This window comes from Pseudomonas sp. P2S-1 (genome assembly GCF_057197725.1).
Genome location: NZ_CM170068.1, coordinates 3,508,545 through 3,524,026, shown reverse-complemented (window position 1 = coordinate 3,524,026; position 15,482 = coordinate 3,508,545). Strand labels below are relative to the sequence as shown.

Annotated in this window: 17 protein-coding genes and 1 other RNA gene; 12 read left to right on the top strand and 6 right to left on the bottom strand. The window is 61.3% G+C overall.

Annotated elements, in window-relative coordinates:
• Window positions 1-45: 45 nt before the first annotated feature.
• Window positions 46-483: a Z-ring associated ZapG family protein gene (locus AC2CQI_RS15560; RefSeq protein WP_075806425.1), complete on the bottom strand. Its 438-nt coding sequence runs from the start codon at window positions 481-483 to the stop codon at window positions 46-48.
• 141 nt (window positions 484-624) lie between these two features.
• Between AC2CQI_RS15560 and AC2CQI_RS15555 the strand changes: the two genes are divergently transcribed.
• The 3 genes from AC2CQI_RS15555 to zapE all read left to right on the top strand — a co-directional run bounded on the left by AC2CQI_RS15555 (window position 625) and on the right by zapE (window position 3,810).
• Entirely contained in the window at window positions 625-1,260 is a 636-nt protein-coding gene (locus tag AC2CQI_RS15555; protein ID WP_484577230.1) for an alpha/beta hydrolase, read from the top strand.
• Window positions 1,261-1,284: 24 nt separating this feature from the next.
• Window positions 1,285-2,634: a tryptophan--tRNA ligase gene (locus tag AC2CQI_RS15550; protein WP_484577229.1), complete on the top strand. Its 1,350-nt coding sequence runs from the start codon at window positions 1,285-1,287 to the stop codon at window positions 2,632-2,634.
• Between the two features lie 81 nt (window positions 2,635-2,715).
• The gene (gene zapE, locus AC2CQI_RS15545; RefSeq protein WP_075806428.1) at window positions 2,716-3,810 is read left to right on the top strand and encodes a cell division protein ZapE; all 1,095 of its coding nucleotides are present in this window, start codon (window positions 2,716-2,718) and stop codon (window positions 3,808-3,810) included.
• A gap of 149 nt (window positions 3,811-3,959) precedes the next feature.
• On the opposite strand, the gene AC2CQI_RS15540 is transcribed toward zapE, so the two are convergent.
• Entirely contained in the window at window positions 3,960-4,856 is an 897-nt protein-coding gene (locus tag AC2CQI_RS15540) for a GlxA family transcriptional regulator (RefSeq protein WP_178392079.1), read from the bottom strand.
• 470 nt (window positions 4,857-5,326) lie between these two features.
• On the opposite strand from AC2CQI_RS15540, the gene rplM reads away from it, so the two are divergent.
• The 7 genes from rplM to AC2CQI_RS15505 all read left to right on the top strand — a co-directional run bounded on the left by rplM (window position 5,327) and on the right by AC2CQI_RS15505 (window position 10,186).
• Complete coding sequence (gene rplM / locus AC2CQI_RS15535; protein ID WP_009404632.1) at window positions 5,327-5,755, top strand: 50S ribosomal protein L13; 429 nt, start codon at window positions 5,327-5,329, stop codon at window positions 5,753-5,755.
• A 14-nt stretch (window positions 5,756-5,769) separates the two neighbouring features.
• Entirely contained in the window at window positions 5,770-6,162 is a 393-nt protein-coding gene (gene rpsI / locus AC2CQI_RS15530; protein WP_009404633.1) for a 30S ribosomal protein S9, read from the top strand.
• Window positions 6,163-6,425: 263 nt separating this feature from the next.
• Window positions 6,426-7,019, top strand: coding sequence for a ubiquinol-cytochrome c reductase iron-sulfur subunit (gene petA / locus AC2CQI_RS15525; RefSeq protein WP_484577228.1), 594 nt, complete (start codon window positions 6,426-6,428; stop codon window positions 7,017-7,019).
• Window positions 7,019-8,230, top strand: a complete 1,212-nt coding sequence (locus AC2CQI_RS15520; protein WP_484577227.1) for a cytochrome b — start codon at window positions 7,019-7,021, stop codon at window positions 8,228-8,230. The genes petA and AC2CQI_RS15520 overlap by 1 nt, the downstream gene beginning before the upstream one ends.
• Entirely contained in the window at window positions 8,230-9,012 is a 783-nt protein-coding gene (locus AC2CQI_RS15515; protein ID WP_075806431.1) for a cytochrome c1, read from the top strand. The genes AC2CQI_RS15520 and AC2CQI_RS15515 overlap by 1 nt, the downstream gene beginning before the upstream one ends.
• A 117-nt stretch (window positions 9,013-9,129) precedes the next feature.
• Window positions 9,130-9,753, top strand: coding sequence for a glutathione S-transferase N-terminal domain-containing protein (locus AC2CQI_RS15510; protein ID WP_075806432.1), 624 nt, complete (start codon window positions 9,130-9,132; stop codon window positions 9,751-9,753).
• 10 nt (window positions 9,754-9,763) lie between these two features.
• On the top strand, window positions 9,764-10,186 hold the full coding sequence (locus tag AC2CQI_RS15505; protein WP_484577226.1) for a ClpXP protease specificity-enhancing factor: 423 nt from the start codon (window positions 9,764-9,766) through the stop codon (window positions 10,184-10,186).
• A gap of 48 nt (window positions 10,187-10,234) precedes the next feature.
• Here the strand turns inward: AC2CQI_RS15505 and AC2CQI_RS15500 are convergent, their stop codons facing one another.
• The 4 genes from AC2CQI_RS15500 to AC2CQI_RS15485 all read right to left on the bottom strand — a co-directional run bounded on the left by AC2CQI_RS15500 (window position 10,235) and on the right by AC2CQI_RS15485 (window position 13,713).
• A complete protein-coding gene (locus tag AC2CQI_RS15500; RefSeq protein ID WP_484577225.1) occupies window positions 10,235-10,813 on the bottom strand; it encodes a BON domain-containing protein in 579 nt (192 codons plus the stop codon).
• Entirely contained in the window at window positions 10,810-11,403 is a 594-nt protein-coding gene (locus tag AC2CQI_RS15495) for a phosphoheptose isomerase (protein ID WP_075806435.1), read from the bottom strand. Before AC2CQI_RS15495 ends, AC2CQI_RS15500 begins: the two co-directional genes overlap by 4 nt.
• A gap of 122 nt (window positions 11,404-11,525) precedes the next feature.
• The gene (locus tag AC2CQI_RS15490) at window positions 11,526-11,897 is read right to left on the bottom strand and encodes a YraN family protein (protein WP_075806436.1); all 372 of its coding nucleotides are present in this window, start codon (window positions 11,895-11,897) and stop codon (window positions 11,526-11,528) included.
• 1 nt (window position 11,898) lies between these two features.
• Window positions 11,899-13,713 carry a penicillin-binding protein activator gene (locus AC2CQI_RS15485; protein ID WP_484577224.1) on the bottom strand — a complete coding sequence of 605 codons (1,815 nt, stop codon included), beginning with the start codon at window positions 13,711-13,713 and terminating at the stop codon, window positions 11,899-11,901.
• 177 nt (window positions 13,714-13,890) lie between these two features.
• Here AC2CQI_RS15485 and rsmI point away from each other — a divergent pair, with 177 nt between their 5' ends.
• Both rsmI and rnpB read left to right on the top strand, forming a co-directional pair.
• Window positions 13,891-14,766, top strand: coding sequence for a 16S rRNA (cytidine(1402)-2'-O)-methyltransferase (gene rsmI, locus AC2CQI_RS15480; protein WP_484577223.1), 876 nt, complete (start codon window positions 13,891-13,893; stop codon window positions 14,764-14,766).
• 67 nt (window positions 14,767-14,833) lie between these two features.
• Window positions 14,834-15,193, top strand: an RNA gene (gene rnpB, locus AC2CQI_RS15475) — RNase P RNA component class A.
• Window positions 15,194-15,482 lie beyond the last annotated feature (289 nt).

Here is a 15,482-nt window from a genome sequence, read left to right as displayed (position 1 = left end):
AATGCCGGCCCAATAAAAAGCCCCGCGGTTAGCGGGGCTTCTGGCTCAGTTGCGTTTCAGACCGTAGCTCTCATCGAGCATCCCCGGGCTGTTCGGCGTTTTCGGCGCGTAGTCCCGCGGCACTTCGGTATCCCGTGGCGGGGTCAGGCGATCGCGCTGGCCTTGGCCGGCATCGGAGTGCAGGGCGGCCAGCAGGCGTTGGCGGGTCAGGTCGTCCAGGGCCAGGCGGTTGGCGCCATCGGCCAGGTGATCCTGCACTTCCTGGTAGCTTTGCGTGAGCTTCTTGACCAGGGCCGCAGTGCTGTTGAAGTGGGTGACCACTTCATTCTGGTAGCTGTCGAAGCGCTCCTGGATATCGTCCAGTTGCCGCTGGGTGCTGCTCGGCGCGGCATTGGGCAGAAGGCGGGCTACCAGGAAACCAACGACGACACCCACTGCCAGGGCCAGGGTCGGCAACAACCAAACTAAGAGCGAGAGTTCCACGAGTCCTTCCTCTATAAACGGCTTTGCTTTACGTTAACGGCTCGGACCTGCGCTGTATACCGCGAAGCATCGCAAATATCTCAGAACAGAATCAATCAGCTAGACGAGTCGACCCTTGCCGGGGTCACGGAGTTTAATGCCTTGCTTACCCGCGAATCCCCCGTACTGATCGACGGCCCGGTCGGCCAACTGGAAGCCCTGTATCAAGAGGTTGCCGATGCCCATGGCCTGGTGCTGATCTGCCATCCCAACCCGGTGCAGGGCGGGACCATGCTCAACAAGGTGGTGTCGACCCTGCAGCGCACCGCCCGGGATGCCGGGCTGATCACTTTGCGCTTCAATTATCGCGGCGTCGGCGCCAGTGCCGGCAGTCACGACCTGGGCAGTGGTGAAGTGGACGATGCCCAGGCGGCTGCCGCCTGGTTGCAGGCCCGGCATCCGGACCTGCCGCTGACACTGATCGGCTTCTCCTTCGGCGGTTTCGTCGCCGCCGCCCTGGGTGGACGGCTCGAAGGGCAGGGCGTGGCGCTGAAACAGCTGTTCATGATTGCGCCCGCAGTGATGCGCCTGACCGGTGCGCAAGCCGCGCCGCTGAACGTGCCGCTGACCATCGTCCAGCCCGACGCCGACGAAGTGATCGAGCCCGGGATCGTCTACGACTGGTCCGCCGCGTTCCCGCGCCCCCATGAGCTGCTGAAAGTGGCAGAATGCGGACACTTTTTTCATGGCAAGCTGACCGACCTCAAGGATCTGGTACTGCCGCGTCTTTCGAACTGAGCCAAGCCTGATAAGCGAATACCCATGACTACGCGCATCCTCACCGGCATCACCACCACCGGCACCCCGCACCTGGGCAACTACGCCGGTGCCATTCGCCCGGCGATCCTCGCCAGCCGCCAGCCCGGTGCCGACTCCTTCTATTTCCTCGCCGACTACCACGCCCTGATCAAATGCGATGACCCGCAGCGCATCCAGCGCTCGCGCCTGGAAATCGCCGCGACCTGGCTGGCCGGTGGCCTGGACCCGGAGCAGGTGACCTTCTATCGCCAGTCCGACATCCCCGAGATCCCGGAACTGACCTGGCTGCTGACCTGTGTCGCCGCCAAGGGCCTGCTCAACCGCGCGCACGCCTACAAGGCCTCGGTGGACAAGAACCTGGAAAACGGTGAAGACCCGGATGCCGGCGTGACCATGGGCCTGTACAGCTACCCGGTGCTGATGGCCGCGGACATCCTGATGTTCAACGCGCACAAGGTGCCGGTCGGTCGCGACCAGATCCAGCATGTGGAAATGGCCCGTGATATCGGCCAGCGCTTCAACCACCTGTTCGGCAACGGCAAGGACTTCTTCGTCCTGCCGGAAGTGGTGATCGAAGAGAGCGTGGCGACCCTGCCGGGCCTGGACGGTCGCAAGATGTCCAAGAGCTACGACAACACCATCCCGCTGTTCAGCAGCGCCAAGGACATGAAGGACGCGATCTCGCGCATCGTCACCGACTCCCGCGCGCCGGGCGAGGCGAAGGATCCGGACAACTCGCACCTGTTCACCCTGTACCAGGCGTTCTCCACCAGCGAACAGTCCGCCGCCTTCCGCGACGAACTGTTGCAGGGCCTGGGCTGGGGCGAAGCCAAGCAGAAGCTGTTCCAGCTGCTGGACGGCCAGCTGAGCGAGTCCCGCGAGCACTACCAGCAACTGATCGCCCGCCCGGCCGATCTGGAAGACATCCTGCTGGCCGGTGCGCAGAAAGCCCGCAAGGTGGCCACGCCGTTCCTCGAGCAACTGCGCGAGGCCGTTGGCCTGCGCTCGTTCCGCGCCATCGCCCAGGGGCCGGTCGAGACCAAGAAGAAGGCCGCGAAAGCCGCGCGCTTTGTCAGCTTCCGCGATGAAGACGGCAGCTTCCGCTTCCGCCTGCTGGCGGCCGATGGCGAGCAACTGCTGCTGTCGCGCAACTTCGCCGACGGCAAGGCCGCCGGTGCGGTGACCAAGCAGTTGCAACAAGGCCAGGAACTGGACGTGCGCGCCGAAGGCCTGGGCTTCAGCCTGTGGCTGGACGGCGAGGCCGTGGCCGAAGGCGCCCAGTTCGCCGACGCCGCTGCTCGCGATGCCGCCATCGAGGCCCTGCGTGCCGCCTTGGCACCTCAACAGGACTGACGGCTTATCGGAAGTCTGATTGCCATTACCCGGGGCCGTCGCTACAGTGACGGCCCGCTTTTGTTGCCTTGCTAACGAATTATGACGCCCCTAGAACGATATCAAGCAGATCTGAAACGTCCCGACTTCTTCCATGATGCGGCGCAGGAAACTGCGGTGCGCCATCTGCAGCGCCTGTACGACGATCTGATCGCGGCGCAGAACAACAAGCCGGGCATGTTCGGCAAGCTGTTCGGCAAGAAGGAGCAGGCGCCGGTAAAAGGTCTGTATTTCTGGGGCGGGGTGGGCCGGGGCAAGACCTATCTGGTCGATACCTTCTTCGAAGCGCTGCCGTTCAAGGAAAAGTCGCGCACGCACTTCCACCGTTTCATGAAGCGTGTGCACGAGGAGATGAAGGGCCTGAAGGGTGAGAAGAACCCGCTGACCCTGATCGCCAAACGTTTCGCCGAAGAGTCGCGGGTGATCTGCTTCGATGAATTCTTCGTCTCCGACATCACCGACGCGATGATCCTCGGCACCCTGATGGAAGAGCTGTTCAAGAATGGTGTGACCCTGGTGGCGACCTCCAACATCGTCCCGGACGGCCTGTACAAGGACGGCCTGCAGCGGGCGCGCTTCCTGCCGGCCATCGCCCTGATCAAGCAGAACACCGAGATCGTCAACGTCGACAGCGGCGTCGACTATCGCCTGCGTCACCTGGAGCAGGCCGAGCTGTTCCACTTCCCGCTCAACGAGGAAGCTCACGAAAGCCTGCGCAAGAGCTTCCGTGCGCTGACCCCGGAATGCACCCAGGCGGTGGAAAACGATGTACTGATCATCGAGAACCGCGAGATCCGTGCCCTGCGCACCTGTGATGACGTGGCCTGGTTCGACTTCCGCGAGCTGTGCGACGGCCCGCGCAGCCAGAACGACTACATCGAGCTGGGCAAGATCTTCCATGCCGTGCTGTTGAGTGGCGTGGAGCAGATGGGTGTGGCCACCGACGATATCGCCCGGCGCTTCATCAACATGGTCGACGAGTTCTATGACCGCAACGTCAAGCTGATCATCTCCGCCGAGGTCGAGCTGAAGGACCTGTACACCGGTGGACGCCTGACCTTCGAATTCGCCCGGACCCTCAGCCGCCTGCTGGAAATGCAATCCCACGAATTCCTGGCGCGGGCGCACAAGCCTTAACCACTCTCGAAAGCACAACACCGACCCTGTGGGAGCTGGCTTGCCAGCGATGACTATGGTGAATTCACCATCGCTATCGCTGCGGTTCGGCGGTCCGACAAGCCAGCTCCCACAGGTTTTTTATCGGCAGGGAGATGTGTGCTCGAGGCTCAGGCTTCCTGCATGAACTGCTGCCGATACTGGTTCGGCGACAGCGCCGTATGCTGCCGGAACAGCCGTGCGAAGAAGCTGGCATCGTCGTAGCCGACTTCGTAGCTGATGGTCTTGATGCTCTTGCGCGTGCCGGAGAGCAATCCCTTCGCCGTTTCGATCCGCAGCCGCTGCAGGTAATGCAGGGGCTTGTCGCCAGTGGCGGTCTGGAAGCGCCGCATGAAATTGCGGATGCTCATACCGTGGTTGCGCGCCACGTCCTCGAAGCGGAACTTGTCGGCGAAATGCTCTTCGAGCCAGTGCTGGATCTGCAGGATGATCACGTCCTGGTGCAATTTCTGCCCGCCGAAGCCCATGCGCCCCGGGGTGTAGTTGCGCTGCACTTCGTAGAGGATGTCGCGGGCCACTGCCTGGGCGACGTTGGCCCCGCAGAAGCGCTCGATCAGATAGATGTACAGGTCGCAGGCCGAGGTGGTGCCGGCGGCGCAGTACAGGTTGTCGGCGTCGGTGAGGTGCTTGTCCTGGTTCAACTGGACCTTGGGGAAACGCTCGGCGAACTGATTGAAGAAGCGCCAATAGGTGGTCGCCTCCTTGCCATCCAGCAAGCCGGCCTCGGCCAGCCAGAACACCCCGCTGGCCTCACCGCAGAGTACTGCGCCGCGTGCATGCTGCTGGCGCAGCCAAGGCAGGACCTGGGGGTAACGCTCGCAGAGCGCGGAGAAATCGTCCCAGAACGCCGGCAGGACGATCACGTCGGCTTCTTCCAGGCCGCTGTCGACCGGGACCAGCACATCGCTGAAACTGCGTACCGGCTCGCCATCGGGGCTGACCAGGCGCGTCTCGAACATTGGCTGCAGGCTCAGGCCCAACTGCTTGGCATAGCGCAGGCTGGCCAGGTGGAAGAAGTCCTTGGCCTGCATCAGGGTGGACGCGAACACCTTGTCGATCGCGAGGATGCTGACGCGCCGCAGGGGCACGTTGGGTTGGGTAAACATCATTTTCTTTATTCTTATAGGTCAGAGTGGTCAATCACCGGCTGGATCGTCTTATTTTTTGGCGATTGTGTCCAGCTTCCCGTCCCAGGGCCCTGGTACGGGCGTGCACGGGGTCACGCCGCAGGCGGTCGGGGCAGGGGAGGTGGAAAATCCGCTTGATATTTCTCTGGTAATCCGGATAATCCGCCGTCTCTTTCTACGGTGGAAGTGATGCCCCGCCGCTGAAAAAGAACCCCGCCGAGTATTGAACGCGCTGACCCGAGCCCCCGAAAGCGTTCGTATGCGGCTGCCTTTGACCTTGTCAAAGTAAGCACTATTCAGTAAGATTCGCCGTCTATTTTTTGCAGGGCGGCCTCTGAGGCTTATAAAGAATGAAAACTTTTACTGCTAAACCGGAAACAGTAAAACGCGACTGGTTCGTCGTTGACGCTGCTGGTCAGACCCTGGGTCGTCTGGCCACTGAAATCGCGAGCCGTCTGCGTGGCAAGCACAAGCCAGAATACACCCCTCACGTTGACACCGGCGACTACATCGTCGTCATCAACGCCGAGCAGGTACGTGTCACTGGTGCCAAGACTTCGGACAAGATGTACTACTCCCACTCCGGCTTCCCGGGCGGTATCAAGGAAATCAACTTCGAGAAGCTGATTGCCAAGGCCCCAGAGCGCGTGATCGAGACCGCGGTAAAAGGCATGCTGCCGAAGAACCCGCTGGGTCGCGACATGTACCGTAAGCTGAAAGTCTATGCGGGCGCTACTCACCCTCATACTGCTCAGCAGCCCCAAGAACTGAAGATTTAACGGAATAGTTCATTATGTCGGCGACTCAAAATTACGGCACTGGCCGTCGCAAGACTGCAACCGCTCGCGTTTTCCTGCGTCCGGGCACTGGCAACATCTCCATCAACAACCGTTCTCTGGACGTGTTCTTCGGTCGTGAAACCGCGCGCATGGTCGTTCGCCAGCCGCTGGAACTGACCGAAACCGTCGAGAAGTTCGACATCTACGTCACCGTTGCCGGTGGTGGTGTCAGCGGTCAGGCCGGTGCGATCCGTCACGGTATCACCCGCGCTCTGATGGAGTACGACGAGACTCTGCGTGGCGCTCTGCGTCGTGCTGGCTACGTCACTCGCGACGCTCGTGAAGTCGAGCGTAAGAAAGTGGGCCTGCGTAAAGCGCGTAAGCGTCCACAATACTCGAAGCGTTAATTCGCTCAGAGTTTCAAAAAAAGCCCGGTTCCAAGTGGAACCGGGCTTTTTTTATGTCTTGAATAAAGGGGGGCGGCCATTTGTGTGACAACTTGCCGCATAGACGCAGATCAAGATCTGCGTGGGATGCAGGCCTTTGGCCAGGGTAATAACCTTGCCAGTCATGGGTCTTTTCTTTACCATGCGGCAAATTTTTAGCGCTTCAGAAAATATCTAGTAGATGCCTGTTTCAACAGGCCACAGAGCTGATGGGAGAGGACTGAATGAGCAATGACGGCGTCAATGCAGGCCGGCGTCGCTTCCTGGTTGCAGCCACATCCGTTGTGGGTGCTGCAGGGGCGGTGGGGGCTGCGGTCCCGTTCGTAGGGTCATGGTTTCCCAGTGCGAAGGCGAAGGCAGCTGGTGCACCGGTGAAGGTCAATATTGCCAAGGTCGAACCTGGGCAGCAGATGGTGGCCGAATGGCGCGGTCAGCCGGTTTTCATCGTCCGTCGTACCGAGGAGATCCTTGGTAATTTGAAGAAGATCGTGGGAGATCTCTCCGATCCTGAGTCAAAGGCTTCGGTCCAGCCTGACTATGTCGATCCCTCCAATCGCTCGATCAAGCCGGAAATCCTGATCCTCGTCGGCCTCTGCACCCACCTCGGCTGCTCGCCGACCTTCCGCCCTGAAGTCGCTCCAGCCGACCTGGGTCCAAAGTGGGTGGGTGGTTATTTCTGCCCCTGCCACGGCTCCCACTACGACCTCGCCGGCCGCGTCTACAAGTCCCAGCCCGCGCCGCTCAATCTGCCGGTGCCACCGCATTCGTATGAGTCGGATGACGTCATCGTCGTCGGCGTCGATCAGGAGAAAGCGTGATGAGCAAGTTCATGGAATGGGTTGACGCCCGCTTCCCCGCCACGAAGATGTGGGAAGACCACCTGAGCAAATATTACGCACCGAAGAACTTCAACTTCCTGTACTTCTTCGGTTCCCTGGCGCTGCTGGTGCTGGTCAACCAGATCGTCACCGGTGTCTGGCTGACCATGAGCTTCACCCCTTCGGCCGAAGAGGCGTTCGCCTCGGTCGAATACATCATGCGTGACGTCGAGTACGGCTGGATCTTGCGCTACCTGCACTCCACCGGCGCGTCGGCGTTCTTCATCGTCGTCTACCTGCACATGTTCCGCGGCCTGCTCTACGGTTCCTACCAGAAGCCCCGCGAACTGGTATGGCTGTTCGGCATGCTGATCTACCTGGCGCTGATGGCCGAGGCTTTCATGGGCTACCTGCTGCCGTGGGGCCAGATGTCCTACTGGGGTGCCCAGGTGATCATCTCGCTGTTCGGTGCCATCCCGGTGATCGGCGATGACCTGACCCAGTGGATCCGTGGTGACTACCTGATTTCCGGCATCACCCTGAACCGCTTCTTCGCCCTGCATGTGATCGCCCTGCCGATCGTCATCCTCGGCCTGGTCGTCCTGCACATCCTGGCGCTGCACGAAGTGGGTTCGAACAACCCCGATGGTGTGGACATCAAGAAGAAAAAGGACGAGAACGGCATTCCTCTGGACGGCATTCCGTTCCACCCGTACTACACCGTGAAAGACATCGTCGGCGTGGTGGTCTTCCTCTTCGTGTTCTGCGCCGTGGTGTTCTTCTTCCCGGAAATGGGTGGCTACTTCCTGGAGAAACCGAACTTCGAACAGGCCAACGCCTTCAAGACCCCTGAGCACATCGCCCCGGTCTGGTACTTCACCCCGTTCTACGCAATCCTGCGGGCGGTTCCGGACAAGCTCTTCGGCGTTATTGCCATGGGTGCGGCGATCGCGGTGCTGTTCGTCCTGCCGTGGCTGGACCGCAGCCCGGTGCGCTCGATGCGCTACAAGGGCTGGCTGAGCAAGATCTGGCTGCTGGTGTTCTGCATCGCCTTCGTGATCCTTGGTGTGCTCGGTGTTCTGGCGCCGACTCCAGGCCGCACGCTGCTGTCGCAGGTATGTACCTTCCTGTATTTCGCCTACTTCATTCTGATGCCGTTCTACACCAGGCTCGAGAAGACCAAACCGGTTCCGGAAAGGGTGACTGGCTGATGAAAAAGCTATTTGCAGTATTGATTCTGGCAGTGATGCCTGCCCTGACCTTCGCCGCCAGCGAGCACGGTCCGGAACTGGACAAGGTCGATATCGACCTGACCGACAAGGCCGCCATGCAGGACGGCGCGCGTACCTTTGCCAACTATTGCATGGGTTGCCACAGTGCCAAGTTCCAGCGTTACGAGCGTGTTGCCGATGACCTGGGGATCCCCCACGAGCTGATGCTCGAGAAGCTGGTGTTCACCGGTGCCAAGATTGGCGACCATATGAACATCGGCATGCAGCCGGCCGATGCCAAGGTCTGGTTCGGCGCTGCGCCGCCCGACCTGACCCTGGTTGCCCGGGTTCGGGGTACCGACTGGCTGTACAGCTACCTGCGCGGCTTCTATGAGGATCCGGCGCGTCCATGGGGCGTGAACAACAAGATCTTCCCGAACGTCGGCATGCCGAACGTGCTGGTCGGCTTGCAAGGTCGCCAGGTGGTGGGCTGCAAGCAGATCCAGACCGTGGTCGATGGCAAGAAGCAATTCGACCCGCTCACCGGTGCTCCGCTGACCCACGAAGCCTGTGACCAGCTGACCATCGTGCCGAAATCCGGTACCCTGAACGAAGAGCAGTTCGACGAGAAGGTCAAGAACCTGGTGACCTTCCTGGCCTACTCGGCCAACCCGGTCAAGCTGGAAAGCCAACGCATCGGTACCTATGTACTGCTGTACCTGGCCTTCTTCTTCGTATTCGCCTACCTGCTCAAGCGCGAATACTGGAAGGACGTGCACTGATCACGCAGTAATTTCTGGTAGTTGAACGCGCGCCCTGGGGCGCCTCCGGAGTCCGGAGGTGGCCCCAGGGCGCGTTTGCGTTTATAGCTTTTACTATTCCATGCGAGGAGGAGCTCTATGGGCATGACCAATCGGTTGGCCTGCTATTCCGACCCCGCTGACCACTATTCTCACCGGGTGCGCCTTGTGCTCGCCGAGAAAGCTGTCAGTGTCGAGATCATCGACGTCGTTGCCGGCAGCCAGCCGGCCAAGTTGCTGGAGGCCAACCCGTACGGCAGCCTGCCGACCCTGGTCGACCGTGATCTGGCGTTGTACGAATCCACCGTGGTAATGGAATACCTCGACGAGCGTTACCCTCATCCGCCGCTGTTGCCGGTGTATCCGGTGGCCCGGGCGAACAGCCGCCTGCTGGTACATCGCATCCAGCGTGACTGGTGTTCCCTGGTGGACCAGATCCTCGATCCGCGGGGCAAAGATGCCGCCCGGGCGGTGGCCAGGAAGGAGCTGCGCGAGAGCCTGACCGGAGTGTCCCCGCTGTTCGCCGACAAGCCCTGTTTCCTCAGCGAGGAGCAAAGTCTGGTGGATTGTTGTCTACTACCCATCCTGTGGCGTTTGCCGATCCTGGGTATCGAATTGCCACGGCAGGCCAAACCCCTGCTGGACTATATGGAGCGACAGTTTGCCCGTGAGCCTTTCCAGGCGAGCCTGTCCGCTGCTGAACGAGAAATGCGCAAGCTTTAAGGAGCTGTTGATGAACTCCAGTCGCCCCTACCTGGTGCGTGCACTGTACGAGTGGATCGTGGATAACGATTGCACGCCTCATATCCTGGTGAATGCCGAGTATCCTGCGGTGCAGGTGCCCCAGGGTTTCGCCAGCGACGGTCAGATTGTCCTGAATATCTCGCCGAACGCCGTGCGCGGTCTGCAGATGGAAAACGATGCGGTGAGTTTTGAAGGGCGTTTCGGTGGTGTAGCCCACAGCCTCTACGTGCCGACCGGCGCCATCCTCGGCATCTATGCCCGTGAGAATGGCCAGGGCATGGTCTTCGAACTGGAGCCGCCGATGGTCGAAGACGACGAGGATGACGAAGTCGAGCCGGATGACGATGGTCCGCCGGATGGCGGGCAGCCGCCGCGCCCGACTGGGCGGCCAAGCCTGAAAGTGGTGAAATGAAAAAAGGCGACCTGTGAAGGTCGCCTTTTTCGTTGCTGCGTTTTGCTGTCAGTCAATGTATTCGAACAGCTTGACGATCTTCTGCACGCCGGAGACGCCCTGTACCAGATTGGTGGCGCGGTTGGCCTCCGCCTGGGTCAGCAGGCCGAGCATGTAGACGATGCCGTTCTCGGTGATGACCTTGATCCGCGAGCCGGGGATGCTCGAGTCGGCCAGCATCTGGGTCTTGATCTTGGTGGTCAGCCAGGCGTCGTTGTTGCGCGCCAGCAGCGAGGAGGGCTGCAGTACCTGCAGTTCGTTGTGGACCTTCTTGACCTTCTGCACCTGGCCGGCAGTCTGCTCGGCGAGGCTCTTCAGGTCGGCGCGTGGGGTCTGGCCGGCCAGCAGGACAACGCCGTTGAAGCTGCTGACGACGATGTGCGAGTTCTGGTCCAGGTCAGGGCTGGCCTTGGCCACGTTGACGGCCACCTTGGTCTCGATCAGCGAGTCGTCGATCTTGCTGCCCAGGGTGCGGGTGCCGCGGTCGTCATCGATCGGAGCTTCGCGGCTGGCGTTGATCACCGAGCTGCAACCGCTCAGGCTCAGGCACAGGGTCAGGGCCATCAGGCCGAGGCGTCTTGGGGTCATTCTTCACTCCCGAACAATTGGCTGTCGATCAGATCGCAGAGGCAGTGGATCGCCAGCAGGTGGACTTCCTGGATACGTGCAGTGACATTGGACGGTACGCGAATCTCGACATCCTCGGGCAGCAGCAGCGAGGCCATGCCGCCGCCGTCGCGTCCGGTCAATGCTACGACAATCATTTCGCGATCATGTGCGGCCTGGATCGCCTGGATGATGTTCGCCGAGTTGCCGCTGGTGGAAATCGCCAGCAGGACGTCGCCCGGCTGGCCGAGGGCGCGGATCTGCTTGGAGAAGATTTCGTTGTAGCTGTAGTCGTTGGCGATCGAGGTGATCGTTGAAGTGTCGGTGGTCAGGGCGATCGCCGGCAAGCTCGGGCGTTCGCGCTCGAAGCGGTTGAGCAGTTCCGAGGAGAAATGCTGGGCATCGCCGGCCGAGCCGCCATTGCCGCAGGCGAGCATCTTGCCCTCGTTCAGCAGGGCATTGACCATGATCTGGCTGGCTTGCTCGATGTGGGGTGCAAGAACTTCCATCGCCTGTTGCTTGGTGTTGATGCTGGCCTGGAAAAGCTGGCGAATTCGGGATTGCATGTCCATCAGTGTGACCTTAAATGGGGCTGGCCGGGCGGGGATTGAAAGGCTCCCGGCACATGTCTGTGCAGCCCGCGAAGCAAAGAGCAAAAAATTGAATGGGTAAAGGTGCGTCCGTCGGCGCGGGGTCAGCTGTCGAAGGCATTCTGCAACCAGTCGAGCGGTTGTCCCGAATGGCCACTGCCTTGTAATGCGATGACATCGAAGCGGCAGGGGTGATTGGCCCAGCGTGGTTCCTCCATCAGGAAATGCTGCGCGGCGAGCGTCAGTTTTTCCTGCTTGCGGGCATCGATGCTGCCGAGGGCGCCGCCAAAGCCTGCGTGCAGGCGATAGCGAACTTCGACGAATACTACTGTATCGCGGTCGAGCATGACCAGATCAAGCTCGCCGCGTTTGCACCGCCAGTTCCGCGCCAGAAGCACCAGGCCCTGGGTCAGGAGATAATCCAGGGCCTGTTGTTCGGCCGCCAATCCGGCGGCCTGGCGCGAAGGTGCGGGCATCTCAGCGTGGCGTGTCAGGCAGGCGCTTGACCTGGCCACCGGCGAACTCGGCCCATGGCAACTGGCGCTCGATACGCTGGTTCGGGCTCATGCTCAGGCTGCCGGACAGGCCTTCGATGCGATTGTCGGGCAGGGTCTTCAGTTGGCCCAGGCGCGGCGCCAGGCTGTAGGCGTCGACGCCCATGGCATACAGGCGACCCAGGCTGCCGGCGGCTTGCGGCCACTGGCGCACGACCTGCTGGCGCAGGCCGTTGGTGGTGTCGAGCAGCCATGGGGTCTCGCAGAAGAGGATCCCGGTCATGTCGTTGTACTGGTTGACGTCACCACTGGCGCTATAGACGTTGGAGGTGGCGTAGACCGGCACGTCGCCAGCGTACTGGAAGTTCAGGGTCGGCTTGATCTGCTGGGCCTGCTGCGGGGTCGAGGCGAGGAAGATGAAGTCGATGTCCTGGCGCCGCGATGGCTGCGCCGAGACATTGCCGCCCACGGTGCTTTGCAGGCTCTTGGCGCGGCCTTCGCTCTGGCGCAACTGGAACAGGTCAGCGATCTGCTGGGCCAGGGCCACCGGCTGGGCGATGCGCTCGGCGGCGAGCAAGGTGCCGCCCTTGGCTTCCCAGTCCTGGCGGAAGGCAGCGAGCACGCGGTCGCCCCACTCACCGCTCGGCACCAGGGCCACGGCGCGGCGCTTGCCGTCGGCGTAGGCGCGGCGGGACACTTCACGGGCTTCGTCTTCGGCGGCGAGACCGAACTGGTACAGCTGTGGCGGGGTGTTCTGGCCGGCATCGCTGTAGTTCAGGGCAAGGGTCGGGATCGGCAGTTGTGAATAGGCTGCGAGTTGCTTGACCAGCGGTTTCTCCAGCGGGCCCACCACCAACTGCACGCCAGCGGCTTGCGCCTGGCGGTAGAAATCGTCGAGGGAGGTCAGGCGCGAGCTGTCGAAGACCTGGATGGCAGGCGGGTTCTGGCCGGCTTGCTGGGCCTGGAAGTGAGCAGCCATGAAGCCGTCACGCAGGGCGCGGGCGACCCCGGCCAACTGACCTTCCTGCGGCAGCAGCAGGGCGATCTTGTTCAGTGGCTGGCTGGTCAGGCTTTTCAGCTTCACCAGGGGCGACGGCAATTGCAGGGCTGCCGGGTGATTCGGGTTCTGCGCTTTCCAGGTGTCGATGGCGGCTTGCTGCTGTTCCAGGGTGCCGGCGCTTTTCACCGCCAGGGCCAGGCTGGTCCAGCCACCTAGGGTGTCGCTGCCACCGGGCTGCAGTTGCTCGGGGGGCAGGGCTGCGACCAGGTTCCAGATGGCATCGTTGTTGGCTGCGGCAGCCTCGCCACTGAGCAGCGGCGCCAGGGCGATACGCTCCTGGGCGGCGGCAAGGGTCTGGCCGTCGGCTTCGAAGGCGGCGGCATGAGCGCTGCGGGTGCGCGCCTGGAGGTCGGCCGGCAATTCGTTCAGGTGTGCCAGGCTCGGGTGGCTGAGGGCGGTCAGCGCGGCTTTTGGCTGGTTGCGGCTCAGTGCCAGTTCGGCGGAGAGGGTGCTGGCGAAGACCTGCTGGGCAGGCTTCAGGGTATCCAGCTGGACCTGTTCGAGGATGCGTGCGGCGCGCGCGTTGTCCTTCTGCCGGTAGGCCAGGTCAGCGGCGCTCAGGCGCAGCAGTGCGGCTTTCTCCGGTGTCTTGCTGTTGGCAGCCTGTTCGAGCAGTTGCTCGATGCTGGCGTCTGGTGTGCGTGGCAGTTCGCCCAGGCTGGACGAAGGCGAACTGGCGCAGGCTGCCAGCAGGGCAGCGAGGCAGAGGGCTGAGAGTAGCCGCAGGCATGCGATCATGTACGGGTCCTGTTACTCGATCAAATTAACCTGTGATTGTACCCAAGCGCTGGCCGGGGCGCGATCTTGCTGGCGTGAATCCTTTGTATCAGTTCGCTGGAAAGGTCTTTCGGTGGGGAATTGTCACCCGCTATCACGCTACAATGGCGGCTTTCATCCAGATGACAGGTGTGTGCTGTGACCGATGCTCCAGGTGCTTCCAACCCCTCTGCCGGGTCTCTTTATGTGGTGGCCACGCCCATCGGCAACCTGGATGACATCAGTGCCCGGGCCTTGAAGATCCTCGCCGACGTCGCCCTGATCGCGGCCGAGGACACCCGTCACTCGGTGCGTTTGCTGCAGCATTTCGGTATCAACACGCCACTGGCGCCCTGCCATGAACACAACGAGCGCGACGAGGGCAACCGCTTCATCGCGCGCTTGCTGGCCGGGGATAACGTTGCGCTGATTTCCGATGCGGGGACGCCACTGATTTCCGACCCGGGCTATCACCTGGTGCGCCAGGCGCGGGCGGCCGGTATCAATGTCGTGCCGGTGCCGGGGGCCTGTGCGCTGATCGCCGCGCTGTCGGCGGCAGGACTGCCGTCGGATCGTTTCATTTTCGAGGGGTTTCTGCCGGCCAAGGCTGTCGGGCGCCAGGCGCGCCTGAATCTGCTCAAGGAAGAACCGCGCACGCTGATCTTCTATGAAGCACCGCACCGGATCCTGGAGTGCCTGCAGGATATGGAAGCGATCTTCGGTGCCGAGCGTCCGGCGGTATTGGGCCGGGAGCTGACCAAGACCTTCGAAACCCTTAAAGGCTTGCCTCTGGCGGAATTGCGCGCGTTCGTCGAGAGCGACAGCAATCAGCAGCGCGGAGAGTGTGTGGTGCTGGTGGCGGGGTGGAATGCGCCGGAGGATGAGCAGGCGGTCAGCGGGGAAGTGTTGCGCGTATTGGATTTATTGCTGGCGGAGATGCCGCTCAAGCGTGCGGCAGCATTGGCGGCGGAAATTACCGGTGTGCGGAAGAATGTTCTCTATCAAGTAGCCCTGGATAAACAAAAAAACAAATGATGTCACGATGATATTATCTGTTTTGTCACTTGTTCTCTGAGCCCGCTCCCGTTAATCTTTGCGCCGGAGAGTCGATTGGACAGTCGCTGCCGGTTTTTGTTCCGCAAAAATCGGGGGAGGAAAGTCCGGGCTCCATAGGGCAGAGTGCCAGGTAACGCCTGGGGGGCGCGAGCCTACGGAAAGTGCCACAGAAAACAACCGCCTAAGCACTTCGGTGCCGGTAAGGGTGAAAAGGTGCGGTAAGAGCGCACCGCACGACTGGTAACAGTTCGTGGCTAGGCAAACCCCACTCGGAGCAAGACCAAATAGGGTTCCATATGGCGCGGCCCGCGTTGGAACCGGGTAGGTTGCTAAAGACGTCCAGTGATGGCCGTCGTAGAGGAATGACTGTCCTCGACAGAACCCGGCTTACAGATCGACTCTCCACCTCCTTCCTTTCCTCTGCTGATTCGATAGCAGAAGCCGCTTCGGTAATACCAAAAAAATCTTACTCTTAATAAATCACTTTAACTTCGCACTCTATTCATTTGAGTGAATTCGCTTTTTCCTCCCGAAAAACCCCTCCAAGTACCCTCCTGTCTGTCCTTGTTACGCTAAATCGCCGATCTGTAAGGGTTTTCCTTATATGCGCGCCTTGACGGTGCGGTGGGCGGATTCCTATAGTGTGCGCAAGTGGCAGAAAGTGGCATGAAGTGGGTTTTCAGACACAAAAAAGC